The sequence below is a fragment of the Amycolatopsis sp. MtRt-6 genome (genome assembly GCF_017308975.1).
In the GTDB taxonomy this organism is placed as follows: domain Bacteria; phylum Actinomycetota; class Actinomycetes; order Mycobacteriales; family Pseudonocardiaceae; genus Amycolatopsis.
Genome location: NZ_JADWPD010000033.1, coordinates 91,279 through 116,773, shown reverse-complemented (window position 1 = coordinate 116,773; position 25,495 = coordinate 91,279). Strand labels below are relative to the sequence as shown.

Here is a 25,495-nt window from a genome sequence, read left to right as displayed (position 1 = left end):
CCCCCCCCCCCCAACGCCACATTGGGTGCGTCCAACGCAACCAACGCCACATTGGGGCGTTTGGGACCGGGCTCAGTGACGCCCTGAGGCAAGCCGGTACGCGCCGACCGTCAGCTCCGCGCACGTGCGCCACGTGAAGTTCGCCGCGTGGGCTCGTCTCGACGCCGATGTTGCCACCGCGTGCGGGTCCGTCACCGCTGTGCGCAGGGCCTCTGCCAGGCCGTCCACGTCGCCGTACGGGACCAGGCTCGCGCACTCGCCCGCCACCTCGCGCAAGGCCGGGATGTCCGTGCAGACCACCGGGACGTCCGAGGCCATCGCCTCCAGCACCGGGAGGCCGAAGCCCTCGTCGCGCGACGGCAGCACCAGCGCCGACGCGCCCGCCACCACCGTCCGCAGGTCCACATCGGACAGATAGCCGGTCTGGAACCTCCGCGAACCGCGGGGGAACGGGCCCGGGCCGGCGAACACCAGGTCCGGCAGGTCGGGTGCCGCGTCGTGGGCACGCGTCAGCCAGTCCAGGCCCTTGCGCGGGCCCGCCGCCCCGGCGAACAGCAGATACCGGGCCGGCAGGCCCAGCCGGGCGCGGCGCTCGTCGTCCGGGGGACGCGCCGTGAACCATGCCGGGTTCACGCCCAGCGGTGTCACCACGATCTTCTCGCGCGAGACGTCCAGGCGCTCCGCCACCGCGTCCGCCACCGCCGACGTCGGGGTGCAGATGACGTTGGCCCTGCGGGCGCCGCGGCGGACGAGCTCCGGCAGGTCGCGGTCGCTCGGGGCCAGCTCCGCGGGATTGTCCAAAAAGGCCAGGTCGTGGATCGTCACCACGCCCGCCGCGCGGAACCGGCCCGGCAGCACGAAGTTCGTGCCGTGCACCACGTCCGTCGGACCCGCGAACAGCTCCACCGGCGGGAAGTCCGACCGCAGCCACGCCGCCCGCAGCAGCCGCGCCGCCACCGGCATCCCGCGGGCCCGCGCGCCGTACGGGAGCACGTGCCGCAGCCGTCGCCAGCCGCGCAGCGTGAACGCCACCGCGCGCGTGTCGACCTCCGGGATCGACACCAGCTCTTCGCTCAGCGCTGCCGTGTAGCGGCCGATTCCGGTGCGTGCGCCGAGCAGCGGCGTGCCGTCGAGGAGAACGCTCAGTGACCTAGCCACGGCGGAGCCGTTGCTTCGCGACCTTCAGCGCGCGACCACCCACGCGCCGCGCCAGCTCGGCCGGCCCGCCGGCGTCGAGGTACTCGCGGATCAGGTCCAGGTCGCGCCGCAGCATCGCGCGGCCGCGGGTCGGCGGCGTCTGCACCAGGTCGGCGGAGCCGGGCAGCCGGTCGGCCGCCGGGCGCGGGTCGCGGCAGAACTCCACCAGCGGCTTCAGCGCCTCGGGCCACGCGAACCGCTGCGCGACGACCGCGAGCCGCTCGACGCAGCCCGCGGCGAACTCCTCGTCGTACAACGCCTTTTCGAGTGCGTCGGCCAACGCCGCGTCGTCCTCGGCCGGGACGACCACGCCCAGCCGCTCCGCCCGGACCAGGTCGGCGAAGGAGTCGCCGTCGGTGGTGACGATCGGCAGGCCCGCCCACAGGTAGTCGAGGACGCGGGTGCGGAACGCGAACGTCGTCTCGACGTGCTCGTAGTGCGTGGTCACGCCGCAGTTCGCGTCGAGCAGCCAGTTCTGGCGCTCGTGGTAGGGCACCCACTGCTCGTTGAAGTACACGTGCTTGCCGGTCAGGCCCAGCGCGTCCGCCAGCCGGATGGTCTGCGTGCCGATGTCCATCTCGGCGACCTCGGGGTTCGGGTGCTTCATGCCGAGGAACACCAGCCGGACGTCGCCGCGGCGGCGCCGCAGCCTGTCGATCGCGCGGACCAGCGTCAGCGGGTCGAACCAGCTGTACACCCCGCCCGCCCACAGCACGACGTGGTCGGTGCCGCCGATGCCCAGCGACGAGCGCAGGCCCGGCCCGGTGCGCACCGGCGCCGCCGCCGGCAGGCCGAACGGGACGACCGCGAGCAGCGACTGCGTTGTCGGGTCGGCGTCGTAGAGGCGCGGCGAAAGCCGGCCCATCGCGGCGAGGTGACCGAGCCAGAAGTGCCGCTGCCGCTCGGACGCGCAGAGGAAGAAGTCGCCGCGTTCGAGCTGGGCGTCGAGGACGCGGGTGACGCCGGCGAGGTCGGCCGCGCGCTGGTCGTCGGCGACGCCCTTGCCCTGCTCCAGCAGCTCGAGGTGCATCGGGTCGTACAGGTCGGCGACGACGATCTTGCCGCTGTGCTGCTTCTTCAGCGACGGCGCCAGTTCCAGCACGTGTCCCTGCAGGACGACGACGTCGGCCCAGGCGATCGGCGCGTCCAGCTCGCGGAACTTGCCCGCGCTGACCCGGAACGGCGCGGGCGGCGGCGTGGCCAGGGGGTTGGTGGTGATGAGGTGGACGTCGTGCTCGGCGGCGAGCGCCAGCGCGATGTTCCAGGCGCGGATCGCCGGGCCGGCCATCCGCTCGGTGAGCGCGTCGCCGGTGAGCACCAGGATCTTCCGGCGCTGTCCGAAGGCCTGCTCGATGCCGAACGCCTCGACGAGGATGTCGTGCGCGGCCAGGTAGCGCGGCAGCGGGTAGGCGGGTTCGAGGGCCTTGCGCAGCAACGGGAGCAGGTCGGCGTCGGTGCGGACGCGGGCGGCCTGCTCGACCGCCCGCGACTCGGCCAGCGCGGGCAGCTGCTCGACGAACTGGTCGATGGCGAGCAGCCCGGCGAGCGTGGTGCGCGGGACGGCGACGTCGCCGGACTCGATCGGGCCTGAAGGAGCACCGCCGCGTTCGAGGTCGAGCTGGGTGGCGTCCAGTTCGCCGCGGGCGGTGGCCCGGCGCACGGCCAGGGCGAGCGCCGCGGGCAGCGCGCGGGCGAGTGTCTCGTCGGAGAGGTTCTTGTAGAGCGCGGCCAGGGCGTTGCGCTCCAGCAGGAACGTCTCGCGGCCGGTTTCCGGCGCGTCGACCGACGCCATCGTGGCGTGGTGGCGGTGGTAGGTGAGCGACTCCGGGACGTACCGGACGCGCCACCCGCGCAGGTTGAGCCGCCAGCCGAGGTCGACGTCCTCGTAGAACATGAAGAACCGCTCGTCGAAGCCGCCCAGCTCGGCGAACACGCCCGCCCGGACGAACAGGGCCGAGCCGGTGCCGAACAGGACGTCCTTCGCGACCTCGTGCTCGGCGGCCGGGACATCGGCCAGCGGCGAGCCGGCGTGGCGCTTGTAGCCCATGCCGAACCAGGTGAGGCCGCCGTCGACGAAGTCGGTGCCGGTGCCGTCCCAGTCGAGGACCTTGCTGGCCACCGCGGCGACGGCGGGCTGGGCGCGCAGCTCCGCGACGGCGGCCCAGACCCAGCCGGGCGCCGGGCGGGCGTCGTTGTTGAGGAAGCCGAGGACAGTGCCCTTCGCGTGCTTCGCGCCGAGGTTGCAGCCGCCCGCGAAGCCGGTGTTGCGGCCGGCCTCGACGACCTGGGCCCGCGGGACGGCGTCGCGGATGCGGGCGGCCTCGGCGGCGTCGGCGGAGTTGTCGACGCAGATCAGCTCGAGCTCGGGGTAGTCGTGCTCGGCGAGCGCGCGCAGGCAGGTGATCGTGTCGTCGGCGCCGTGGTAGTTCACCACGATCACCGAGACGAGCGGTTGCGGATCCCCCTGCGCCAAAGCCAGCTCCTCGTCGTCGATCCTGGCGCAAGCTTAAAGGCCTGCCCATGCCTCCCAGACCGCGCCTCGGCCGAGCGCCGCGTGGCGGGCGATCCTGCGGCGTGTCCGCAACGTCGCTGGTAGCCGCAGGACCACTTCGGCCAGTACCCGGCAACGCAGGCCGAACCGGAAGTTCGGCGCCGCCGGCCGCCCGCGCAGCGGCAGCACCGCCGTCAACACGGCAAAGCGGACGAGCTGGTTCACCGCGGCTTCCCGGGGCGCGCAGCGCAGCAGCATGAGCAGCCGGTTGCGCTCGTTCCAGCGGTGGAACCGGGGCGAGCCCAGTTCGCTGCTGACGCCGTGGGCGTGCCGGACGCGGGCGTCCGGCGCCGCGACGACGTCCCACCCGGCCAGCCGCAGCCGCCACGCCGTGTCGGTGTCCTCGTAATAACAGAAGAAATCCGCCGGGACACCGTGGACACCGCGCAGGGCGTCGGTGCGCAGCAGCGCGGCGCCGCCGCAGAAGCCGAACACCTCGCCGGTGGGCTCGGTGACGTCGGCGCCGTGGCCGTCGGCGGTCAGGCGCACGCCGGCCGACTGCGTGGTGCCGTCCGGGCGCACGAGCCGGGACGTCGCCGCGGCCGCCAGCGGCGCCTTGTCGAGGGTGTCCTCCAGCGTCGCGAGCCAGTCCGGCGCCGGTTCGGCGTCGTCGTTCAGCCACGCCATGAGCGGGCTCCGGACCTGTTCGAGGGCGACGGCGAGCGCGCCCGCGTAGCCGGTGTTGCGCGGCAGCCGGATTACTTGCGGGTGCGAAGGGTGGGCCGCGAGCAGGGCGGCGGTGCCGTCGGCGGACGCGTTGTCGACCACGAGTGTCCGATGTGGACGCGTCTGCGCGGCCAGCGCGTCGAGGCAGGCCGTGATGTGCCCGGCACCCCGCCAGGTCACGACTACCACCGTGGTGGCGGGATTCGCGGTCACGTCCCGCACAATAGCCGCGTGCCCGAACTGGTCGTGCTCGCCGAGCAGCTCCTCGCGCCCGTGCCCGGTGGCACCGGGCGCTACACGGCCGAGCTGCTGCCCGCGCTCGCGAAGTCCGCGCCGCCGGGCTGGACGGTGTCCAGCGTGGTCGCGCGGCACGCCGATGTCGACGCGGCTCGATTGGACGGTGTCGAGGGCCCCCGGGTGCTGCGGATCCCGCCGCGGGCGCTGGTCGCCGCGTGGCAGCTGGGCCTGCGCTGGTGGCCGGGCGGCGACGCGGTGCACGCGCCGACGCCGTTCGCGCCGCCGCGCGCCCCGGCCGGGAAGACGCTGAGTGTGACCGTGCACGACACCGTGCCGTGGACGCACCCCGAGACGCTCACCGCGCGCGGCGTCAGCTGGCACCGGTCGATGATCGCGCGGGCGGCGCGGCGGGCGTCCGGGCTGGTCGTGCCGACACGGGCGGTCGCCGACGAGCTGGCGGTGCTCATCGACGTCGACGTCCCGGTCCGCGTGGTGCCGCACGGCGCGCGGGTGCCGTCGGGGTCGGCCGAGCTGGACCTGCCGGAGCAGTACGTGCTCGCCGTCGGCACGATCGAGCCGCGCAAGGGCATCGACGTGCTGGTCGACGCGGTCGCGGCGCTGGACGGGACGGCACTCGTGCTGGCCGGGCAGCCGGGCTGGGGCGGCATCGACCCGGTGGCGCTGGCGGCCGAGCGCGGCCTGCCCGCCGACCGGCTGCGGGTGCTGGGGAAGGTGACGGACGCCGAGCTGGCGACCGCGTTGCGCCGGGCGAGCGTGCTGGCCGTGCCGAGCCTCGCCGAGGGGTTCGGGCTGGGCCTGCTGGAGGCACTGGCGGCCGGGATCCCGGTGGTGCACACCGACGTCCCGGCGCTGGCCGAGGTGGCGGGCGGCGCCGGGCTGATGGTGCCCCGCGGGGACGCCGCGGCGCTGGCTGCCGCGCTGCGGGAAGTGCTCGGTTCGCCGTCCAAGGCGGCGGAGCTGACCCGGGCGGGGCGGGAGCGGGCCCGGACCTTCACGTGGCGCCGCGCGGCGGAGGCCGTCTGGGCGATCCACCGCCGCGCGCACGACTGAGCTCCCACCTGCCCGGTTTGCCAGTTCCCCACCACCGCGCCGGGGTGCCGCCGTACGCTGCACGGGTGAGCGATGATCCCCGGGTGCTGATCGACGCGACCGCGGTTCCCGCGGACCGCGGCGGGGTCGGCCGGTACGTGGATTCGCTCGTCGCCGCCCTCGACGCGGACGGGGCCCGCCTCACCGTGGTGTGCCAGCCCCGCGACCTGCAGCTTTACGACCGCCTGGCGCCGCGTTCGCGCGTCGTGCCCGCCTCGCCGGCGACGACCACCCGCACGGCCCGCCTGACCTGGGAACAGGCGACCCTGCCGCGGCTGGCGCGCCGCCTCGGCGCGGACGTCGTCCACTCACCGCACTACACGATGCCGCTGGCGACGTCGGCGGCCTCGGTGGTCACGCTGCACGACGCGACGTTCTTCACCGACGCGGTGCTGCACTCGTCGGTGAAAGCCCGGTTCTTCCGCGCGTGGACGGCGACGGCGTTGCGCCGGGCGACGCTCTGCGTGGTGCCCTCGGCGGCGACGGCCACGGAGCTGGCCCGCGTCGGCCCGGTCCGGCACGCGATGCTGGAAGTGATTCACCACGGCGTCGACAGCGAGCGCTTCCACCCCCCGTCCCCGGCGGAGGTCGAGGCGGCCCGTGCGGCCATCGGCCTGGGCCGGACCCCGTACGTGGCCTTTTTGGGGGCGCTGGAGCCGCGCAAGAACGTGCCGGCGCTGATCCGCGGGTTCGCGCGGGCGGTCGCCGGCCGTCCGGACGCGCCGGCGCTGGTGCTGGCAGGCCAGCCGGGCTGGGACACGCAGGTGGAGCGCGCGCTGGACGCGGTCCCGCACCGGCTGCGCGTGATCCGGGCGGGGTACCTGCCGTTCGGCACGCTGGCGGGGTTCCTCGGTGGTGCTTCGCTGGTCGCGTACCCGTCGTTGGGGGAGGGGTTCGGCCTGCCGGTGCTGGAGGCGATGGCGTGCGGGGCGTGCGTGCTGACCACGCGCCGGTTGTCGCTGCCGGAGGTGGGCGGCGACGCGGTGGCGTACTGCGGCGTGGGCGCGGGAGACGTCGCGGCGGCGATTTCGGAGCTGCTGGCGGACCCGGGTCGCCGGGCCGAGCTGGCGACGGCGGCACAGCAGCGCGCGAAGGAGTTCTCGTGGGCCACGACCGCGGAACGGCACCGGGAGGCCTACGCCAAGGCCTGGTCCCGCCACCTCCGCACCCGCTGACCGGTACGGGCCGTGAGCGGCGGTGGTAAACTGATGGTGCGAGGCCCCGGTGGGGCCGAGTATGAAAGCCCGTGACGCGTCCGGACGGTCGTCTCGCGGGCTTTTCGCTGTCTTCAGACCTCGAAGCACTCCGCGATCACCGGGTCGGCACGCCGTCGCCAGTCGCCGCCCGCGCCGGAATACCAGGCCACCGCGTCCGATATCCACAGCAGAGGTTCGGCGGTCGAGTCGACGTGCTCGTAGGTGAGTTCGGTTTTCGACGGCCGGGAGCCCAGCGCTCGCTGCAGGGTCTGGCGATCGTGCACATCGCGGTGATCGCGTGAATCGAGGACCAGGCGGTGAGCCCGAAGCCCGAGCAGGTGCTCCACAAGCAACGTCAGACAGCGTTGGCGGGCGGCTTCCTCAGCCTTGGGCGTGCAGAGCCGGTTCATCTTGGGCCGCGGAACGGCACCGGGAGGCCTACGCCAAGGCCTGGTCCCGCCACCTCCGTACCCGCTGAGGGCCGTGATCCGAGGGTCGACACGCGTGATTGAAGAGTCGACACGCGTGATTGGCGGGTCGACACGGCCACGGCCGGGCTTGCTCGGCGTGTCGACCTTCTGATCACGCGTGTCGGCTTCCTGATCACGCGTGTCGGCCCTTCCGTCACCGGCCGCGGGGTGGCGGGGTTGCGCTGGGTGACGAGTGGACAATGGCCGGGTGACTGAGGACTCCCGCTACGGCGACGAACTCGGCGTCGTGACCGTGACCTACTTCTCCGGCGACACCCTCGAGCGCTTTCTCGACACCCTCGAGAAGGCCACCGAGCGCGAGGTCCAGGTGGTCGTGGCCGACACCGTCTCCACCGACGGTGCGCCCGAGAAGGCCGCGAAGCGCGCCAACGTGCACCTGCTCGACATCGGCGAGAACGTCGGTTACGGGACCGGCTGCAACCGCGGTGTCGCCGAGCTCGACGACCGCTACGGCTGGATCGTCATCGCCAACCCCGACCTCGAATGGGAGCCCGGCTCGCTCGACGCGCTGCTGGCCGCCGCGAAGCGGTGGCCGCGTGGGGGTGCCTTCGGGCCGCTGATCCACGAGCTCGACGGGACCGTCTACCCCTCCGCCCGGCTGCTGCCCTCCTTCGGCCGCGGGATCGGCCACGCCGCCCTCGGGAAGGTCTGGCCCGGCAACCCGTGGACCCGGCAGTACCGGCAGGAGACCGGCACGCCCGTCGAGCGCGTCGCCGAGTGGCTGTCCGGCTCGTGCCTGCTGCTGCGCCGGGAAGCCTTCGAATCGATCGGGGGCTTCGACTCGCGGTACTTCATGTACTTCGAGGACGTCGACCTCGGCGACCGGCTCGGCAAGGCCGGCTGGCTGAACGTCTACGTGCCCTCCGCCGGCGTCATGCACCTCGGCGGGCACTCGACGTCGCAGGCGTCGAAGAAGATGCTCGCCGCCCACCACGCCAGCGCCTACCGCTACCTCGCCGACCGCCACCAGGGGCTCGTCTGGAAGCCGGTGCTGGCCGCCGTGAAGCTCGGCCTCGCGCTGCGGCTGAAGCTGGAAACCCGCTAGATCCCGTCGAGCCGGCGCGAAAGGTCGGACTTGCCGATGTTCTGCGTCACCGTCGGCACCAGGCCGGTGTCCTCCGGGTCCGGCTCCTTCAGGGGGCTCGTGATCTGCTCGGCCTGGGGCCGGCGCGACAGCGGCGTGGGCATCGGCGTGGTCGGAGCCGGCGACGGCGTGCTCAGCGGCGTGGTCTGCTGCGGACGGCGGCCGCCGCCCTGGACCTCCATCCGCCGGGTCGGCGCCGAGCCGGCCAGCGGGTGGTCGTTCTCCTCGATCAGCGACGCCGGCAGCTGCGTCGTCGTGTCGGGGTCGCGGCTGCGGTCGAGCCCGTCGATCTGCGCGCGCGGGATCTGCTGGGTGTTCGCCGAGTCCATCGGTGACGTCGCGCTGTCGGGTGTCACGACGAACACACCGCGCGCCTGGGCTCGTGCGAGCAGGGCGTCCGCCCGATCGCGGGGGTCCATCCCCTCGGCCTCCCGACTGACCCGGGGCCCTCTGGGGAAAGGCCCGCCTGTTTCCTGTCTAGGGTAGGCCCTCCGGGCGACCTCCGTCAGGGTTTCCCGCGGCTTGTCGCTCAGCGGTGCGTGATACAAGAGGAGATTTCCGTGACGTCCGAGGTCCAGATCGACGCTGTCGACGCCGTCGTGCTGGTCGGGGGCAAGGGCACGCGCCTCCGGCCATTGACGCTGTCGGCGCCGAAGCCGATGCTCCCGACAGCCGGGACGCCGTACCTGAGTCACCTGTTCTCCCGCATCCGCGAGGCCGGCATCCGGCACGTCGTGCTGGGCACGAGCTACCGGGCGGAGGTGTTCGAGGAGTACTTCGGCGACGGCAAGTCCATCGGCCTGGAGCTGGAGTACGTCGTCGAGGAAGAGCCGCTCGACACCGCGGGCGCCATCCGGAACGTCTACGACAAACTGCGCGCCGAGCAGGTGATCGTCTTCAACGGCGACATCATCTCCGGCTCGGATCTCGGCGAGCAGCTGCGGGTGCACCGCGAGTCCGAGGCCGACGTCACACTGCACCTGCAGCGCGTCCCGGACCCGAGCCGGTTCGGGTCGGTGCCGACCGACGAAACCGGCCGCGTCCAGGCGTTCCTCGAAAAGTCGCCGAACCCGCCGACCGACCAGATCAACGCCGGCTGCTACGTCTTCCGCCGTTCGGTGATCGAGGCCATCCCGGCGGGACGGCGGGTGTCGGTCGAGCGCGAGACGTTCCCGCAGCTGCTGGAGCAGGGCGCGCACATCCAGGGGTTCGTCGACAGCTCCTACTGGCTGGACGTCGGCACGCCGGAGGCGTTCGTGCGCGGCTCGGCCGACCTGGTGCGCGGCTTGGCACCGACGTCGGCGCTGCCCGGCCGTCCCGGCGACTTCCTGGTGCTCGACGGCGCGTCGGTCGCCGAGGACGCCCAGCTCAGCGGCGGTTCGACCATCGGCGTCGCCGCGGTGGTGGGCTCGCGCGCGAAGATCGACGGCTCGGTCCTGTTCGACGGCGCGGCCGTCTCCGAGGGCGCGATCGTCGAGCGCTCGGTGCTCGGCCACGGCGCCCGGGTGGGGGCCGGCGCGGTGCTGCGCGGCGTGGTGCTGGGCGACGGCGTGTCCGTCGGGGCCGGCTGCGAGCTCCTGGACGGCGCCCGCGTCTGGCCGGACGTCGTCCTGCCCGACGGTTCCGTCCGCTTCTCGAGCGACGCGTAGCCCGGTGTTCTGGCGTCCCGCGTTCGAAGTCGACCTGGGCCGGGTCCTGGGTCCGCTGAAGCGCGGCCGCGGGTCGCTCAACATCCTCACCGACGAGCGCGGCATCACCTGGCTGGCGTCGAACACGCCCGACGGCCCCGGCACGCTGGCGCTGCGCCGGTTGTCCGACGGCCGGATCGAGGCCGCGGCCTGGGGTGCCGCGAAGGACCGGCTCCTGAGCGGAGTGCCCGCGTTGCTGGGGGCGGACGACGACGATTCCGGGTTCGTCGCGCACCACGACGTCGTCGCGCGGGCCCGGCGGGCGAACCCGGGGCTGCGGCTCGGGGCGACCGGGGTGGTGTGGGACTGGCTGGTGCTCGCCGTGCTGGAGCAGAAGGTGGCGGGCAAGGAGGCGATCCGGTCGTGGGCGGAGCTGTGCCGCCGGTTCGGCACGCGCGCGCCGGGGCCGGGCCCGGAGCGGCTGCGCGTCCCACCGTCGCCGGCGGCGCTGCTGGCGCTGCCGGACTGGCACTGGCACCGCGCGGGAGTGGACATCAAGCGCCGGACGGCCCTGCTGAACGCGGCGCGCGTGGCGGGGCACCTGGAGCGGGCGGTGGAGCTGCGCGGGCTCGAGGGACGGCACTGGCTGCGCCAGGTCCCGGGCATCGGGGTCTGGACGGCGGCGGAGATCGCCCAGCGCGCCTGGGGCGACCCGGACGCGGTGAGTTTCGGGGACTACAACATCCCGTCGATGGTGGGGAACGCGGTGCTGGGGACGAAACTCGACGACGCGGGGATGGCCGAGGTGCTGGCACCGTACGCACCGCAGCGGCAGCGGGCGGTGCGGTACCTGGAGGCCGCGGGGCACACGAGGCCGCGGTTCGGGCCGCGCATCGAGCTGCGCGACTACCGCGCGATGTAGCGGCGGCGGTTGCGGGCCGGCTGGGTGGTTGCGGGCGGGGCCGGCTGGGCGGCCGCGGGCTGGCTTGGGCGGTTGCGGGAGGGCCCGGCTGGGCGGGTTGCGGGCTGGCTAGGCGGCTGCGGGCATCGTGAGCACCGGCGGCCGGCGGCGAGCTACTGCTGCGGAGGGTAACCGCCCGGCGGGGGCGGGTACGGCGGCTGCTGCCCCGGATAGCCCTGCTGCGGCCCGCCATAACCCTGCTGCCCCGGGTATCCCGGCGGCTGCTGGCCCGGAAAGCCTTGCTGTGGCGGGTATCCCGGCTGCTGGTAGCCCGGATACTGCGGCGGCTGCTTCGGCTTGCCCGCCTTGATGACCAGCACCACGACCAGGGCGATCACCGACACGGCCACCACCAGGATCAACAGCATCAGGACCGAGACCCCGATCATCACCCAGTCCCCTCGTCGAGTGCGGCGCGGACGATCGACAGCGCTTCCGCGTCTTCGAGGCCGAGCTTACGGGTCGTCTTCGCGTACTCCGCCGCGGCCTGCTGGGCTCGGCGGCGGTTCTGGTCGCCGGCGGCCGCGACGAAGCTGCCCGCGCGGCCGCGTGTCTCGATCAGGCCCGCTTCCTCCAGCTCGCGGTACGCCCTCGCCACCGTGTTCGGGGCGATGCCGAGGTCGGCCGCCAGCCGGCGGACCGTGGGCAGCTTCGTGCCCACGGCCAGGCTCCGGTCGTTGATCCGCGTTGCGAGCCCGCTCCGGACCTGCTCGTACGGCGGGACCGGCGAACCGCTGTCGAAGGGGACGATCACCAGCTCTGCGGACCCGCTCCCGGCCCCGGCAACGGCTGCTGCGGGAACGACGGCCCCTGCGGCGCGTACTGCTGTGGCGCCGGCGGGTACCCCGGTTGCTGCGGGAACCCTGGCTGCGGCGCCGGCGGGTATCCCGGCTGCGCATAGCCCTGCGACGGCGGACCCGCGGGCGCGAACCCCGGCTGCGCAAAGCCCTGCGACGACGGCGGAGCACCGACCGGCGCGAACCCCTGCGAAGGCGGAGCACCGACCGGCGCGAACCCCTGCGAAGGCGCCGCAAAACCTTGCTGCGGCGGGAAACCCGGGTTCGGCGGGAACTGCCCGCTCTGCTTCATCGCCTCTTCGCGGCGCATCTTCGACACCCGGACGATCACCGCGATGACGAACACGATGATGCCCAAGACAATCAGCCCGAGCACGATGTACCCGAACACGCCGGTGTCGCCACCGCCGCCGGAGTGGTAGTGCACCCGCTCCGGGAACTGTGTAGCCATGTGGTCCCTCCCTGTCCGCGGACCAGGTTATCGCCCGGCACCGACAGGAACGGCCGCTTTCACCAGATCGGCGAGATCTTCCGACCCCGCCGGCAGCGCGTCCGCCGGCCACCACCGCAGGTCGTCGGACTCTTCGCTGCGCACCGGCGAAGCACCCGGCGGGGCGTGCACCGCGAACCGGACGTCGAAGTGGCGGGTCGGCACCCCGAGCGAGCACGTGATCGGGTGGACGTCCAGGTGCACCGGCTCCGGGGACAGCCGCAGGCCGGACATCCCCGACTCCTCCGTCGCCTCCCGCAGCGCCGCCCCGGCCAGTGACGTGTCCGACGGCTCGCAGTGGCCGCCGAGCTGCAGCCAGCGGCCGACCCGCGGGTGCAGTGTCAGCAGGACCCGCGTGCCCGTGTGGTCCAGGACCACCGCCGACGCCGTCAGGTGCCCGGCTTCGCAGGAGCGCTGACACGAATCGTCGCGCGCGGCCAGGAAGCCGAGGAACGCCTGCCGCAGTGATTCCTGGGCGGCATGAGCGGGCTGCCACGCCGACAGCGTCGCGACGGCGTCCGCGTGCAGGCTCACAGCTCCAGCAGTCCTTCCCCGGCCAGGGCCGGCGCCCGCGGGGCCGGCTCGGTGAGCGGGACGCCGATGGCGACCGAGCCGAGCGGCTGCCAGCGCTCGTCGAGGCCGAGGACGTCGCGGACGACGTCCGCGGCGAAGATCGTCGACCCGATCCAGCACGACCCCAGGCCCTCGGCCGCCAGCGCGACCAGCAGGCCCTGCACCGCGGCGCCGCCGGCCACGGTGAACATCGTCTTCTCGCAGTCGTTGCGGCGGTCGTCGCGGTAGGTGTGCGCGCCGTCCGGCACCAGGAACGGGATGACGACTTCCGGGGCCCGGTACAGGATGTCGCCCCGGCTGAGCCGCTTCGCGATCTGCTCCGGCGTAAAACCGTCGGACTCGAGGTCGGCCTGCCACGACTCGCGCATGGCGTCCAGCAGCTTCTTCCGGACGCCGGAGTCGCGCAGCCAGACGAACCGGACCGGGTGCGTGTGGTGCGGCGCGGGCGCGGTCAGCGCCGAACCCACCGCCCGCCGGATCGACGTGGGGGAGACCGGCTCGTCCGCGAACTGCCGCACCGACCGGCGGGCCGGGACGGCCTCGCGCCGGCCCTGCGCGACGGCTTCGTTGGCGCCCAGCCGGAAGAGGTCCTCCTCCAGCGGGCGGATCAGATCGCGCGCGGTCGAGCCGTCGTCGAAGATGTCGAGCCCGCGCACGACCGCGACCGGCGTCCCGCCCAGCTTGCCCTTGACCAGGTCGGCGGCCGCGGCGAGCTCGTCGGCGACGGCGACCTCGGTGACGGCCAGCTCGTTGCCCTGCCCGTCGACCTGCCCGCGGTAGGCGTGCAGCACGCGCAGCCCGGACGCGCCGATCGCGGCGTCGGTCTGCCCGACCCGCCAGGCGCGGCCCATGGTGTCGGTGACGACGACGGCGACCTCGACGCCGAGCCGCTCCCGCAGCCCGTTGCGCAGCGCCAGCGCCGAGGCGTCCGGGTCGGAAGGCAGCAGCGCGACCTCGTCACCGGCCACATTGGACGCGTCGATCCCGGACGCCGCCTGCACGATCCCCAGCCGGTTCTGGGTGATCACCGTGCGCGCGATCCGCGCGACGATCCGCACGGCCTCCTGCTCGACGAGCTTCCGGCGTTCGGCGTCCCGGGCTTCCGGGTCCGACGGCACGCGCACGAGCATGCCTTCGGCCTTCGAGACGATCTTGCTGGTCACGACCAGGACGTCGCCGGAGCGCAGCCACGGCGCGGCGGCGGCGATCGCGCCGGTCAGGTCGTCGCCCGGCCGGAACTCCGGCAGCCCGGTGACGGGCAGGATCTCCAGCTTGGGGGAAGCGTGGTCACTCAACAGGGGCTCCAGCCAGTTCGAGGGCGGCGCGGGCCATCGCCGCGGTCGCGTCCACATCGGACATCAGCAGCGGGACGTCGCGCACGGTCACGCCCGGCACGTCGGCCGTCTCGCCCTCGGCGATCAGCCAGCCGTCGATGACACCGCCGTCCTGGCGCGAGCCGTAGTGCCGGCCGACGGCCTCGGCCGACGTCTCGACGCCGATCGCGGTCAGGCACGCGTCGGCCATCCCGCGCAGCGCCTTGCCGCCGATGATCGGCGACACCCCGACCACGCCGGCCGGCGTCTTGCGCAGCGCGTCCCGCACCCCCGGCACGCCCAGCACGGTGCCCACCGACACGACCGGGTTCGACGGCGCGAACAGCACCGCGTCGGCCTCCTTCAGCGCCTCCAGGACGCCCGGCGCGGGCTTGGCCTCGTCGTTGCCGACCGCGACGATCGAGTGCGCCTTCGGCTCGGCGCGGTAGCGCACCCACCACTCCTGGAAGTGCACGGCCTTCTGCTGCCCGTCCTGCTCCGGGTCGTCGATCACGACGTGCGTCTCGACGCGGTCGTCGGACATCGGCAGCAGCCGGACGCCGGGCTGCCAGCGGTCGCACAGGGCCTCGGTGACCGCCGAGAGCGGGTAGCCCGCGCGCAGCATCCGCGACCGGATCAGGTGGGTGGCGATGTCCTTGTCGCCGAGACCGAACCAGGTCGGCTCGGCGCCGTAGGCGGCCAGCTCCTCCTTGACGACCCAGGTCTCGCCCGAGTGCCCCCAGCCGCGTTCGGAGTCGATCCCGCCGCCCAGGGTGTACATGCAGGTGTCCAGGTCGGGACAGATCCGCAGCCCGTGCATCCAGACGTCGTCGCCGGTGTTGACCAGCGCCGTCACCTCGTGCTCGGACTCGGACGCACCTTCCGGTGCCATGCCCAGAGCCGCCTTGACACCCAGCAGGAAGCGGGCCCCGCCCACTCCGCCGACCACTACCACGATCTTCACGACGTCGAATCCTCGCACGAGCCGGGTGCGGGCACCCAGTACCGGTATCTGTGGTGCGGGGCGTAGCCGAGCCCCGCGTAGAGCGCGAGCGCGCCCGAATTCCCCTCCGCGACCTGCAACACCGCGTGGTCCGCCCCGTGTTCCAGCCCCCACGTCTGCACCGCGTTCGTCAGCGCCGACGCCAGCCCGCGGCGGCGGAAGGCCGGGGCGACCTCGAGGCGGCCGATGTGCAGCCAGTCGTCGACCAGGGCACCGCGGACCACCCCGGCGAGGCCGCCGCCGACCGTCGCGACGCCGTAGCCGATCTTCCCGCCGCCCAGCACCTGCCGGGCGGCGGGCGAGTCCTCGCCCGGGCGCAGCGCCAGCTCCCACCAGCCGGGCGCGGGCTCGTCGCCCACCGTGACGCCCGGGACGGCGGGCGCGGGGCGCAGCGGCGCGGTCAGCACCACGACCTCGTGTCCGGCGCCGTGCCCGGCGGCCGGGAGCCACCCGGATTCCCGGATGGCGTGCTCGTTCGGGCTGTCGCGGACGACCTGCACCATCGGGGTGATCCCTCGATCGTGGGCGAAATCACACACCGCGCGCAGAGCCCGGGGGAGGGGGCGGCCGGCGTCGCCGACGGCGAGCGCGCTGTTGGCGCGCCCGGTGAACCCGTCGGCCCAGCGCAAGCGCCACTCACCCAGGGGATCCTCGACCAGGGGTTGCCATGCTTTGCTGCACGTGATTTCGAGCGTCTCGCGGGCGTTCACCGCTAGATTGTGACGGAGACGGTGAAAGTCGCGGGAGCGGATTTCCGCAGGAGGTGACCGTGGGTATCCAGCGCAAGGACGAGCGGCACAACGAGAAGCTCGTCGACGAGATCGCCGAAGGGTTCAACCGAGCCGTGGGGGAGAAGAAGCCCGAAAGTGACACAGGCGAAGCGCCGAAGCCGCGCTTCGTCATCACCGGTGACGCCCGGGCCACCCCGCCCCCGCGCCGCCGGGAGAGGTGAGCGCCATACCCGGGGTATGGCTAAGGCTTGCCTCACCAACCGAACGGGTGCCGACGCCGCGTAATGTCGGCACCGACTGGCTGTTTGCAAAGACTGTCTTTGCAGAGATAAGCAGGAGTGCGCAGTGACCTACGTGATCGCCGAGCCCTGCGTCGACGTGCTCGACAAGGCGTGTATCGACGAGTGCCCCGTGGACTGCATCTACGAGGGCGAGCGGATGCTGTACATCCACCCGGACGAGTGCGTCGACTGCGGCGCCTGCGAGCCGGTCTGCCCGGTCGAGGCGATCTACTACGAGGACGACGTCCCGGACAACTGGTCGGACTACACGAAGGCGAACGTCGACTTCTTCGACGAGCTCGGCTCGCCCGGCGGTGCGTCCAAGGTCGGCAAGACGGCCCACGACCCGGCCTTCATCAAGGCGCTGCCCCCGCAGGGCGAATGAACCGGATCGCGCTGCCCGACTTCCCCTGGGATTCGCTGGCCGAGGTCAAGGCCACGGCGCAGGCGCATCCCGGCGGGGTCGTGGACCTCTCCATCGGCACCCCGGTCGACCCGGTCCCGGCCGGCATCCGCGACGCGCTCGCGTCGGTCTCGGAGATCCCCGGGTACCCGACCACCCACGGCATCCCGGCCCTGCGGGAAGCCGCGCGCGGCGCGCTTTCGCGGCGTCACGGCGTCGACGGCGTCGAGCCGGACGCCGTGCTGCCGACGATCGGGTCCAAGGAGGCCGTGGCCTGGCTGCCGCGGCTGCTCGGCTTCGGCCCCGGCGACGTCGTCGTCATCCCGGAGCTGGCGTACCCGACGTACGAGGTCGGCGTGCTGCTGGCCGGCGCGTCGATCCTGCGGTCCGACGGCCTGACCGCGCTCGGCCCGCAGAAGCCGGCGATGATCTGGATCAACTCGCCGTCCAACCCGACCGGCCAGGTGCTGCCGGTCGAGCACCTGCGCAAGGTCGTCGAGTGGGCGCGCGAGCGTGACGTCGTCGTGGTCTCCGACGAGTGCTACCTGGCGCTCGGCTGGGAGTCCGACCCGTTGTCGATCCTGCACCCGGACGTCTGCGACGGCCGGACCGACGGCCTGATCGCGGTGCACTCGCTGTCGAAGTCGGCGAACCTGGCCAGCTACCGCGCCGGGTTCCTGACCGGTGACCCGCGCCTGATCCGGCAGCTGCTGGAGATCCGCAAGCACGCGGGCATGATCGTGCCGCGCCCGGTCCAGGAGGCCATGGTCGCCGCCCTGACCGACGACGAAGCCCTGCGCGCGCAACGCGAGCGCTACGCCCGCCGCCGGCTCGTCCTGCGGAAGGCGTTGCTGGACAACGGTTTCCGTATCGACCACTCCGAAGCGGGGCTCTACCTCTGGGCCACCAGGGACGAGGACGCCGCGGTGACGGTCCGGTGGCTGGCCGAGCGCGGCATCCTGGTCGCGCCCGGCACGTTCTACGGCCCGAAGGGCGGCCAGCACGTCCGCGTCGCGCTGACCGCGACGGACGAGCGCGTCGACGCCGCTGTGGAGCGGCTGACTCAGTAATCGCGGCCGGTGAGGCCCCGGTAGACGAACCGCGTGAGCATTTCGATCGCTTCTTCGTCGGTCGGCGGGGTGCCGTCGGGGGCCGAGCCGTGCAGCCACGTCGCCGCGAAGGCGTCGACCAGGTGGTAGATCAGCATGCCGCAGCGGTCCGGGGCCGCCGGCAGCCGCATCCCGGCGCGCGTGATGTACGCGAGGTGGCCGTCGAGGTCGGCCGCCTGGGACGCGCCGAAGCGCGCCACCGTCCGCGCGAACGACTCGCTGACCATCGCCGCCTGGCGCAGGGCCAGCATGGTGGCGGCGTTGTCGCGGTAGAAGTCCCAGTACTGCTTGACGTGCCAGCGCACGGCCGCCGGATCGCTGAAGTCGGCCAAGTGGTCCTCGCTGCCGGCGCTCTCGTCGCCGGACGCCGCGATGTCGGCCATGAGCGCTTCTAGCAGCTCTTCCTTGCCCGCGAAGTGGTTGTAGAACGACCCCGCGGCCCGGCCCGCCTCGGCGGTGATGTCGGTGATCTTCGTGTTGAGGTAGCCCTTCCGGGCGAACACGCGCTTGGCTGCGGCCTTGAGCGCGGCCTCGGTCTCCGCGGCCTTCTCCTTGCGGCTCGTCGCCGTCATCGCCACCTCCCTTGACAGGGGACGCTAGCAGCGCCATTCTGAATCCAGATTCACTGAATCTCAATTCACTGGGAGGGCGACATGGACACACGGGTGCTGATCGCGGGAGCGGGACCGACGGGACTGACGCTGGCCATCGAGCTGGCGCGGCGCGACGTCGCCGTGCGGATCATCGACAAGGCTTCGGAGTACTTCGTGGGCTCGCGCGGCGACGGGATGCAGCCGCGCACGCTGGAGGTGTTCGAGGACCTGGGCGTGCTGGACGCGGTGCTCGCCGCGGGCATGGCCCCGGTGCCGATGAAGATCCACCTCGGCGGCGAGGTGGTCGGCGAGCGGATGATGTTCGACCCGGTCGAGCCGACGCCGTCGAAGCCGTACCCGACCGGCTGGTTCCTCGGCCAGTCCCAGACCGAGGGCATCCTGCGCGACCGGCTGGCCGAGTTCGGCGTGCGCGTCGAGCTGAACACCGCGCTGACCGGCTTCGAGCAGGACGCCGACGGCGTCACGGCGACCCTGGGCACGGGCGAGACGGTCCGCGCGGAGTACCTGATCGGCGCCGACGGCGGCAAGAGCTTCGTGCGCAAGACGCTGGGGATCGCGTTCGAGGGCACGACCGACGAGTCGATCCGGATGCTGCTCGGCGACGTGGTGGCCGCAGGGCTCGACCGGAACTACGGCCACTGGTTCGCGACGCCGGACGAGCCGATGAGCGGCATGATGTTCAGCCCGCTGCCGGGGACACCGCACTTCCAGTTCGGCGCGGCACTCGGCGACGGCGAGACCGACGTCGAGACGGCGTTGCCCGCGGTCCAGGCCCGGCTCGACGTGCTCAGCGGCGGCACGGTCGAGCTGTCCGACCTGGCCTGGTCGACGGTGTGGCGGCCGAACGTCCGGCTGGCGGCGAAGTTCCGCGAGGGCCGCGTGTTCCTGGCCGGCGACGCCGCGCACGTCCACCCGCCGACGGGCGGGCAGGGGCTCAACACCGGCGTCCAGGACGGCTACAACCTGGGCTGGAAGCTCGCGGACGGGGCACCGGAGCTGCTCGACAGCTACGAGATCGAGCGGCGCGCGGTCGCGGCGCGGGTGCTCGGCGTCTCGACGGGCTTGCTGCGGAAGTACGTCGACGGCGACGAGGACGCCCACCGGCGCGGCGAGGACACCCAGCAGCTGGACATCACGTACCGCGGTGGGCCGCTGGCGCCGGCGGGGACGGGCGAGCTGCGGCCGGGCGACCGGGCGCCGGACGCGCCGCTGGTGGACGCGAACGGCAAGCGGGTGCGCCTGTTCGAGCTGTTCCGCGGTCCGCACGCGACGGAGCTGGTGTTCGGGGAGGGCGCGACGTCGGGATACCGGATCCTCCCGGCAGGGAGCGTGGCGACGGGAGCGGACCTGGTGGACGAGGGCGGCCACGCGTACGCGGCCTACGAGGCGGACGGCGGGCGGCGGGTGCTGATCCGCCCGGACGGGTACGTGTGGTCGATGTCCTGAGGGGAGGGGGCCCGGTCGCGACCTTGGGGGGCGGGCGGAGCGGGTCAGGCGTGGAGGGCCTTGGCGGCGGCGTCGACGGCGGCCCAGGAATCCCGCCAGACCGCGCGGGCCTCCGCCCGGCGGGCCAGCTCGCGCTCGGCGACGCGGCCCGCCACGAACCCCATCGGGCCGTCCGCGGACTCCAGCACCGAACGCATCCGCTCGGCGGCGTTCACCGCGTCCTGGTGGTCGCCCAGCACCGTCTGGAAGTCCTTCGTCGCCTTCAGCAGCGTCTTGATCCTCGCCGCCTGCTTCTTCTTCGCCGACGTCTGGGCCAGCTCGGCCGCGTACCGCAGCTTCTTGCCGTGAATGCGCAGGTCGTGCAGGTCGTCGTCCGGTGGGTCCGCGGGCAGCGCGTGCACCGCCTTCGCCAGCTTCCGGTGCGGTTTCGCCAGGCTCGCGATCAGGTCGTGCGGCCGGTCGGCCGGCGGGACGAACTCCGCCCGCGTCAGCAGGCTCACCTCACGCAGCAACGTCGAGTACCGGGCACTCGACAGCGCCCGCGTCAGGCGCCGCTTCGCGGTGGCTCGCTCGCTGACGAACTTCGACACCAGGCGGCGGCCGGCGGCCTGGTCGCGGACCTCGAAGTCGGCGATGACCTCGCGCAGGTGCCCGATCAGGACGTCGTAGTCGCGGACCTCGCCGAGGGACTGGCCGAGCCAGCCCAGCTCCGCGCGCACCGGCTCGGCGCCGTCGCCGACCAGCTTCCCGGACAGCTTCAGCACACTGCGCATGCGCCGGAGCGCGACGCGCATCTGGTGCAGGTCCTCCGGATCGGCGCCCGAGCGCGTGCCGGGTTCGTACGCCAGCAGCGCGCGGATCTCGCGGTCGAGCTTGGCCCGCACGTGGTGGACCGCCGGGTCGGCCGGACGCGCTTCCACGGGCGCGTCCGGCAGCCCCAGCTCGGCCGGCGTGCGACGCAACGATTCGGTGGTCACCTCATGAATAGTAGGTGAACAACCGCGCTCAGTCGTTGGCGTGCAGTGCCGCGTTCAGTTCGACGCCGGAGCCCGTGCGCGGCACGACTTCGACCGCACCCGTCGCCGAGTTGCGGCGGAACACCGCGCCCGAAATGCCGTTGAGCTCGCGGGCCTTGACGACCTTGCCCTCGACGACGACCTTCGTGCCCGCCGTCACGTACAGACCCGCCTCGACGACCGTGTCGTCGCCCAGCGAGATGCCGACGCCGCCGTTCGCGCCGATCAGGCAGCGCTCGCCCAGGGAGATCGTTTCCTTGCCGCCGCCGGAAAGCGTGCCCATGATCGACGCGCCGCCGCCGACGTCCGAGCCGTCGCCGACGACCACGCCGGCCGAGATCCGGCCCTCGACCATCGACGCGCCGAGCGTGCCGGCGTTGAAGTTGACGAAGCCCTCGTGCATCACGGTCGTGCCGGACGCCAGGTGCGCGCCGAGCCGGACGCGGTCGGCGTCGCCGATCCGGACGCCGGACGGCATGACGTAGTCGACCATCCGCGGGAACTTGTCGACGCTGTAGACGGTCACCGGGCCGCGCGCCCGCAGCCGCAGCCGGGTCGTCTCGAAGCCCTCGACCGGGCACGGGCCGTGGTTGGTCCACACGACGTTGGCCAGCAGGCCGAAGAGGCCGTCGAGGTTCTGGCCGTGCGGGCGGACCAGGCGGTGCGAGAGCAGGTGCAGGCGGAGGTAGATGTCGTGGGTGTCCGCAGGCGCGTCGGCCAGCTTGCCGATCGTGGTGCGCACGGCGACGACCTCGACCCCGCGGTCGGTGTCCGGGCCGAGCAGCGCCGCGGCGGCCTCGCCGAGCAGCTCCTTCGCCTCGTCCGCGCTCAGGCGCTCGGTGCCGGGGGTGCCACCCTCGACGAGCTTGGGGTGCGGGTACCAGGTGTCGAGGACCGTCCCGTCAGTCGTGACGGTGGCCAGCCCGACGCCGCTGGCGCCGGTCGTTTCGGGATTCGGGCTCTGCTCGCTCACGGCCCTCACCGTAGTCGAGTGACGCGGATCAACCACTCGTGGGCCGCGCGTCTACCTGCTTCTTCAGGCCGGAAAGCGCCGCGGCGATGTCGACGAGCGCCTGCGAGCAGGGGCCGCCCGCGGCCGGGACGGTCGTGCAGCCCGCGCTCCGGAAGGACCCGACGGCCTGGTCGAGCTTGCCGGCCTCGGCGACCAGCTGCGGGTCGCGGTCGTCGGCGCGCTTGCGGGCCGCGCCCGGCACGTTGGCGACCTCCGTGACGTACTTCTCGCAGCCCTTCGGCAACTGGGTGCGCGGGCTGGCGTAGCACTGGTCGACGGTCAGCGCGGCCAGCTTCGTCGGCAGCGCGTCCGGGCTGGGCTCGCGGCCGGTGCGCGGCGGTGTGGGCCCGGCCTCGTTCCCGCAGCCCGACAGGACCAGGACCAGCAACGCGCCGCCCACGGCGACTCCGAACCTACGCACACCGCCACGGTAGCGTGCGGGTCATGAGCCTCGACCTGCACGCCGATCCCGTGGACCTGACCGCAGCGCTGGTGGACATCTTCAGCGTGTCCGGCGCCGAGGCGGAGATCGCCACCGCGGTGCAGGAGGCGCTGGGCAAGCAGGCTCCGCACCTGGAGGTCGTCCGCAACGGCGACGCCGTCCTCGCGCGGACGAACCTCGGCCGCGCGTCGCGGGTGGTGCTCGCCGGGCACCTGGACACCGTGCCGGAGAACGGCAACTTCCCTTCGCGGCGCGAAGGCACCGGTGACGAAGAGGTCCTCCACGGTCTCGGCACGGTCGACATGAAGGGCGGCGACGCGGTCTTCCTGCACCTGGCGGCCACGCTGCCGTCGCCCAAGCACGACGTCACGTTCGTCTTCTACGACAACGAAGAGGTCGAAGCGGTCAAGAACGGCCTCGGCCGGATCGAGCGCGAGCTGCCGGAGTGGCTGGCCGGCGACCTGGCGATCGTCGGCGAGCCGTCGAACGGCGTGATCGAGGCCGGCTGCCAGGGCACCATGCGCGTCGAGCTGCGGCTCACCGGCAAGCGCGCGCACACCGCGCGGGCGTGGATGGGCGAGAACGCGATCCACGCGCTGGCCGAGCCGCTGCGGCGGCTGGTCGAGTACACGCCGCGGATCGTCGACATCGACGGGCTGACCTACCGCGAAGGCCTCCAGGCGATTTCGATCGGCGGCGGCGTCGCGGGCAACGTCGTCCCGGACGAAGCGGTGCTGACGGTCAACCACCGCTTCGCGCCGGACCGTGACCCGGCGGCGGCCGAGCAGCACCTGCGGGAGGTTTTCGACGGTTTCGACCTGTCCGTTGTGGACCGGTCTCCCGGCGCGCTGCCGGGCTTGTCGGCCCCGGCGGCGGCGGAGCTGGTGGCGGCGGCGGGCGGCCGCGCGGCGGCGAAGCTGGGCTGGACGGACGTGGCGCGGTTCGCGGCCCGGGGCATGCCGGCGGTGAACTTCGGCCCGGGCAACCCGACCTTGGCGCACACGAAGCAGGAGAACGTCCGGACGGCGGAGATCCGCCAGGTCACCGAGGTGCTGCGCAAGTTCCTGGCCTGAGCGCCCCAAGCGCCCCAATGTGGCCTTCGGTGCGTTGGACGCACCGAAGGCCACAATGGGTGCGTTGAACGCCACCAAGGCCACATTGGGGCGCTGTGGCCGTCGTCACACTCCACGGTCCCGACCTGCGGTGACGCTCCGCCACCACAGGTCACCGCAACTTTTCCCGGTCGCGGCCCGTATGTCCTTCTGAAGCCGCGCACCCGGGAGGACCCATGCCGAAAACCGCGAGACGGGCCGCGGCCGTGGCCGTGCTCGCCCTGGCGGTGAGCGGATGTGGTGGGGAAAGACAGCCCGTGGCCGCGCCGGCGGCCGGGCCGGTCATCACCGCGATCGGGGAGGCCACCTCGATCCCGCCGCCGCCCGCCGAGCGTGAGCCGGTGACGCAGAGCGCGCCCGTCGAAGCCGCCATCACCTTCCCGCGGACCGGGTCCGGTCAGTGGATGTTCACCCCGGGCAGCGCCGAGGTCGCCGGGAAGTCGGGCCGGCTGATGCGCTACCGGATCGCCATCGAGACCGACATCGACGGCGTCGGGCCCGCCGAGTTCGCCGAGGACATCCGCGCCATCCTCGGCGACGCGCGTGGCTGGACCGCCGGCGGGCAGTGGCGGCTGCAGCACGTCGGCCCGGCCGACGGCGCCGACTTCACCCTCTACCTCGCGACGCCGTCCAGCCGCGACAAGCTGTGCGGCGGCACGCCCGACGGCTACACCTCCTGCCGCAACGGCAGCAACGTCGTGCTCAACGTCGCCCGCTGGGCCAACGCCGTGCCGAACTACGGGGCGCCGCTCGAGGTCTACCGGCAGTACATGGTGACCCACGAAACCGGGCACCGGCTGGGCCAGGGCCACGAGCTGTGCCCGGGGCCGGGCAAGCCGGCGCCGGTGATGGAGCAGCAGACGCTCGGGCTGCACGGCTGCGTCCCGAACCCGTGGCCGTTCCCGGACGGCAAGCGCGAATACACCGGCCCACCGGGCGAGTACGACGACCCGATCCCGGCCGGCGCCTCCTAACGGCCCTGCAGCGACTTGACGTTGTCGCCGAAGGTCCAGCCCTTCGAGCCGTCCCAGTTGATCGACCAGTCCATCAGGCCCTTGAGGCCCGGAACCGACCGCCACGCCTGGGAAACCAGGCTCGGCGACATGTACCCGCCACCCGCGCCCGGCTGGGCGGGCAGGCCGGGGACCTGCTTGTCGTACGGCACCCGGATCGTGGTGCCCTGCACGACCAGGCCGTTGTTCAGGCACTGCGTCTGCACGGTGAAGCCCTGCACGGTCCCGGCCTGGTACGAATCGCCGGAGCAGCCGTACATCGAGCCGTTGTAGTACTGCATGTTCAGCCACCACAGCCGGCCGTTGTCCGCGTACTTCTTGATGATCGGCAGGTACGCGCCCCAGATCGAGCCGTAGGCGACGCTGCCGCCGGTCACGTACGCGGTCTCCGGTGCCATCGTGAGCCCGAAGTTCGACGGCATCCGCGCGAGCACGCCGTCGATGATCCGGATCAGGTTGGCCTGTGACGCCGAAAGCGTCTTGATGTTGCCGCTGTTCGTCAGCCCGGTCTCGATGTCGATGTCGATCCCGTCGAAGTTGTACTGCTTGAGGATCGGGACGACCGTGGCGACGAACCGGTCGGCCACCGCGGACGACGAGAGGTCGATCCCGGCGGCCGCGCCGCCGATGGACAGCAGGATCGTCGCGCCCGCGGCCTTCGCCGCGCACATCTCGGCGGGTGTGGACACCTTGACCCCGGCGTCCATCCCGTTCTCCCACAACACGGTCCCGTCGGACCGGATCACCGGGAAGGCGGCGTTGACGACGTTGTAGCCGTGCTGGGCCATCCGGCTGTCGGTGATCGGGATCCAGCCCATGCCGGGGTGGACGCCGTTCGCGGCGCCGTCCCAGTTTTCCCAGTAGCCCTGCAGGACCTTGCCCGCGGGCCGCGACTTCACCGCGCACGTGTCGGCCTGCGCCGCCCCCTGCGCGGGCGCCGAGACGAACAGCGGGACGGCCAGCACCGTGGCCAGCAGAGTTCCGAACAAGCGACCGGACATACCGGCTCCCATCGTCGT

The 25,495-nt window shown here is 73.0% G+C and carries 28 protein-coding genes; 11 read left to right on the top strand and 17 right to left on the bottom strand.

Annotated features, from left to right (window positions below; genetic code table 11):
• Positions 1-72: 72 nt before the first annotated feature.
• From I4Q55_RS39710 to I4Q55_RS39700, 3 genes are read right to left on the bottom strand one after another with little or no spacing between them, the layout of a single operon-like run.
• Entirely contained in the window at positions 73-1,158 is a 1,086-nt protein-coding gene (locus I4Q55_RS39710; RefSeq protein ID WP_206795663.1) for a glycosyltransferase family 1 protein, read from the bottom strand.
• Complete coding sequence (locus tag I4Q55_RS39705; protein ID WP_206795661.1) at positions 1,151-3,670, bottom strand: glycosyltransferase; 2,520 nt, start codon at positions 3,668-3,670, stop codon at positions 1,151-1,153. The genes I4Q55_RS39710 and I4Q55_RS39705 overlap by 8 nt, the downstream gene beginning before the upstream one ends.
• A 33-nt stretch (positions 3,671-3,703) precedes the next feature.
• Entirely contained in the window at positions 3,704-4,636 is a 933-nt protein-coding gene (locus tag I4Q55_RS39700; protein WP_206795659.1) for a glycosyltransferase family 2 protein, read from the bottom strand.
• 9 nt (positions 4,637-4,645) lie between these two features.
• On the opposite strand from I4Q55_RS39700, the gene I4Q55_RS39695 reads away from it, so the two are divergent.
• Positions 4,646-5,722, top strand: coding sequence for a glycosyltransferase family 1 protein (locus tag I4Q55_RS39695; protein ID WP_206795658.1), 1,077 nt, complete (start codon positions 4,646-4,648; stop codon positions 5,720-5,722).
• An 83-nt stretch (positions 5,723-5,805) separates the two neighbouring features.
• Positions 5,806-6,936: a glycosyltransferase family 1 protein gene (locus tag I4Q55_RS39690; protein WP_206795715.1), complete on the top strand. Its 1,131-nt coding sequence runs from the start codon at positions 5,806-5,808 to the stop codon at positions 6,934-6,936.
• A 113-nt stretch (positions 6,937-7,049) separates the two neighbouring features.
• Here I4Q55_RS39690 and I4Q55_RS39685 read toward each other — a convergent pair whose 3' ends face one another.
• A complete protein-coding gene (locus I4Q55_RS39685; protein WP_206795657.1) occupies positions 7,050-7,367 on the bottom strand; it encodes a hypothetical protein in 318 nt (105 codons plus the stop codon).
• A 268-nt stretch (positions 7,368-7,635) separates the two neighbouring features.
• Here I4Q55_RS39685 and I4Q55_RS39680 point away from each other — a divergent pair, with 268 nt between their 5' ends.
• Entirely contained in the window at positions 7,636-8,493 is an 858-nt protein-coding gene (locus tag I4Q55_RS39680; protein WP_206795656.1) for a glycosyltransferase family 2 protein, read from the top strand.
• Here the strand turns inward: I4Q55_RS39680 and I4Q55_RS39675 are convergent.
• Entirely contained in the window at positions 8,490-8,951 is a 462-nt protein-coding gene (locus I4Q55_RS39675) for a hypothetical protein (RefSeq protein WP_206795655.1), read from the bottom strand. The genes I4Q55_RS39680 and I4Q55_RS39675 overlap by 4 nt on opposite strands.
• Positions 8,952-9,092: 141 nt before the next feature.
• Between I4Q55_RS39675 and I4Q55_RS39670 the strand changes: the two genes are divergently transcribed.
• Both I4Q55_RS39670 and I4Q55_RS39665 read left to right on the top strand, forming a co-directional pair.
• The gene (locus I4Q55_RS39670) at positions 9,093-10,181 is read left to right on the top strand and encodes a sugar phosphate nucleotidyltransferase (RefSeq protein WP_206795654.1); all 1,089 of its coding nucleotides are present in this window, start codon (positions 9,093-9,095) and stop codon (positions 10,179-10,181) included.
• A gap of 4 nt (positions 10,182-10,185) precedes the next feature.
• Complete coding sequence (locus I4Q55_RS39665; protein WP_206795653.1) at positions 10,186-11,082, top strand: DNA-3-methyladenine glycosylase; 897 nt, start codon at positions 10,186-10,188, stop codon at positions 11,080-11,082.
• Positions 11,083-11,234: 152 nt separating this feature from the next.
• On the opposite strand, the gene I4Q55_RS39660 is transcribed toward I4Q55_RS39665, so the two are convergent.
• From I4Q55_RS39660 to I4Q55_RS39630, 7 genes are read right to left on the bottom strand one after another with little or no spacing between them, the layout of a single operon-like run.
• The gene (locus I4Q55_RS39660) at positions 11,235-11,513 is read right to left on the bottom strand and encodes a hypothetical protein (RefSeq protein ID WP_206795652.1); all 279 of its coding nucleotides are present in this window, start codon (positions 11,511-11,513) and stop codon (positions 11,235-11,237) included.
• On the bottom strand, positions 11,510-11,875 hold the full coding sequence (locus tag I4Q55_RS39655; RefSeq protein WP_206795650.1) for a GntR family transcriptional regulator: 366 nt from the start codon (positions 11,873-11,875) through the stop codon (positions 11,510-11,512). Before I4Q55_RS39655 ends, I4Q55_RS39660 begins: the two co-directional genes overlap by 4 nt.
• Positions 11,872-12,369: a hypothetical protein gene (locus I4Q55_RS39650; RefSeq protein WP_206795648.1), complete on the bottom strand. Its 498-nt coding sequence runs from the start codon at positions 12,367-12,369 to the stop codon at positions 11,872-11,874. The genes I4Q55_RS39655 and I4Q55_RS39650 overlap by 4 nt, the downstream gene beginning before the upstream one ends.
• 27 nt (positions 12,370-12,396) lie before the next feature.
• A complete protein-coding gene (locus I4Q55_RS39645) occupies positions 12,397-12,942 on the bottom strand; it encodes an NUDIX hydrolase (protein ID WP_206795647.1) in 546 nt (181 codons plus the stop codon).
• Complete coding sequence (locus tag I4Q55_RS39640) at positions 12,939-14,333, bottom strand: coenzyme F420-0:L-glutamate ligase (RefSeq protein WP_242547568.1); 1,395 nt, start codon at positions 14,331-14,333, stop codon at positions 12,939-12,941. The genes I4Q55_RS39645 and I4Q55_RS39640 overlap by 4 nt, the downstream gene beginning before the upstream one ends.
• Positions 14,269-15,258 carry a 2-phospho-L-lactate transferase gene (gene cofD / locus I4Q55_RS39635; RefSeq protein WP_206795645.1) on the bottom strand — a complete coding sequence of 330 codons (990 nt, stop codon included), beginning with the start codon at positions 15,256-15,258 and terminating at the stop codon, positions 14,269-14,271. The genes I4Q55_RS39640 and cofD overlap by 65 nt, the downstream gene beginning before the upstream one ends.
• The gene (locus I4Q55_RS39630; RefSeq protein WP_206795644.1) at positions 15,255-16,007 is read right to left on the bottom strand and encodes an N-acetyltransferase; all 753 of its coding nucleotides are present in this window, start codon (positions 16,005-16,007) and stop codon (positions 15,255-15,257) included. The genes cofD and I4Q55_RS39630 overlap by 4 nt, the downstream gene beginning before the upstream one ends.
• 59 nt (positions 16,008-16,066) lie before the next feature.
• Between I4Q55_RS39630 and I4Q55_RS39625 the strand changes: the two genes are divergently transcribed.
• The 3 genes from I4Q55_RS39625 (at position 16,067) to dapC (ending at position 17,782) form a co-directional block, all read left to right on the top strand.
• Positions 16,067-16,249 carry a hypothetical protein gene (locus I4Q55_RS39625; protein ID WP_206795643.1) on the top strand — a complete coding sequence of 61 codons (183 nt, stop codon included), beginning with the start codon at positions 16,067-16,069 and terminating at the stop codon, positions 16,247-16,249.
• A 124-nt stretch (positions 16,250-16,373) separates the two neighbouring features.
• On the top strand, positions 16,374-16,694 hold the full coding sequence (gene fdxA / locus I4Q55_RS39620; protein ID WP_003083029.1) for a ferredoxin: 321 nt from the start codon (positions 16,374-16,376) through the stop codon (positions 16,692-16,694).
• Entirely contained in the window at positions 16,691-17,782 is a 1,092-nt protein-coding gene (gene dapC, locus I4Q55_RS39615) for a succinyldiaminopimelate transaminase (RefSeq protein ID WP_206795642.1), read from the top strand. The genes fdxA and dapC overlap by 4 nt, the downstream gene beginning before the upstream one ends.
• On the opposite strand, the gene I4Q55_RS39610 is transcribed toward dapC, so the two are convergent.
• Positions 17,776-18,393: a TetR/AcrR family transcriptional regulator gene (locus tag I4Q55_RS39610; protein WP_206795641.1), complete on the bottom strand. Its 618-nt coding sequence runs from the start codon at positions 18,391-18,393 to the stop codon at positions 17,776-17,778. The two genes, dapC and I4Q55_RS39610, sit on opposite strands and share 7 nt — an antisense overlap.
• Positions 18,394-18,474: 81 nt before the next feature.
• On the opposite strand from I4Q55_RS39610, the gene I4Q55_RS39605 reads away from it, so the two are divergent.
• Positions 18,475-19,881: an FAD-dependent monooxygenase gene (locus tag I4Q55_RS39605; protein ID WP_206795640.1), complete on the top strand. Its 1,407-nt coding sequence runs from the start codon at positions 18,475-18,477 to the stop codon at positions 19,879-19,881.
• Positions 19,882-19,925: 44 nt separating this feature from the next.
• On the opposite strand, the gene I4Q55_RS39600 is transcribed toward I4Q55_RS39605, so the two are convergent.
• The 3 genes from I4Q55_RS39600 to I4Q55_RS39590 are packed head-to-tail and all read right to left on the bottom strand — an operon-like array spanning position 19,926 to position 22,330.
• Positions 19,926-20,858, bottom strand: a complete 933-nt coding sequence (locus I4Q55_RS39600; RefSeq protein ID WP_206795638.1) for a CHAD domain-containing protein — start codon at positions 20,856-20,858, stop codon at positions 19,926-19,928.
• A 28-nt stretch (positions 20,859-20,886) separates the two neighbouring features.
• Positions 20,887-21,870, bottom strand: coding sequence for a 2,3,4,5-tetrahydropyridine-2,6-dicarboxylate N-succinyltransferase (gene dapD / locus I4Q55_RS39595; protein ID WP_206795637.1), 984 nt, complete (start codon positions 21,868-21,870; stop codon positions 20,887-20,889).
• 28 nt (positions 21,871-21,898) lie between these two features.
• Positions 21,899-22,330 (bottom strand): hypothetical protein, encoded by a 432-nt coding sequence (locus I4Q55_RS39590; RefSeq protein ID WP_374194524.1) that lies wholly within the window; start codon positions 22,328-22,330, stop codon positions 21,899-21,901.
• 23 nt (positions 22,331-22,353) lie between these two features.
• Between I4Q55_RS39590 and dapE the strand changes: the two genes are divergently transcribed.
• Together dapE and I4Q55_RS39580 are read left to right on the top strand one after the other, a co-directional pair.
• Positions 22,354-23,424 (top strand): succinyl-diaminopimelate desuccinylase, encoded by a 1,071-nt coding sequence (gene dapE, locus I4Q55_RS39585; protein ID WP_206795635.1) that lies wholly within the window; start codon positions 22,354-22,356, stop codon positions 23,422-23,424.
• Positions 23,425-23,639: 215 nt separating this feature from the next.
• Positions 23,640-24,437 (top strand): DUF3152 domain-containing protein, encoded by a 798-nt coding sequence (locus I4Q55_RS39580; RefSeq protein WP_206795634.1) that lies wholly within the window; start codon positions 23,640-23,642, stop codon positions 24,435-24,437.
• On the opposite strand, the gene I4Q55_RS39575 is transcribed toward I4Q55_RS39580, so the two are convergent.
• Positions 24,434-25,477: a chitinase gene (locus I4Q55_RS39575; protein WP_206795633.1), complete on the bottom strand. Its 1,044-nt coding sequence runs from the start codon at positions 25,475-25,477 to the stop codon at positions 24,434-24,436. The two genes, I4Q55_RS39580 and I4Q55_RS39575, sit on opposite strands and share 4 nt — an antisense overlap.
• Positions 25,478-25,495 lie beyond the last annotated feature (18 nt).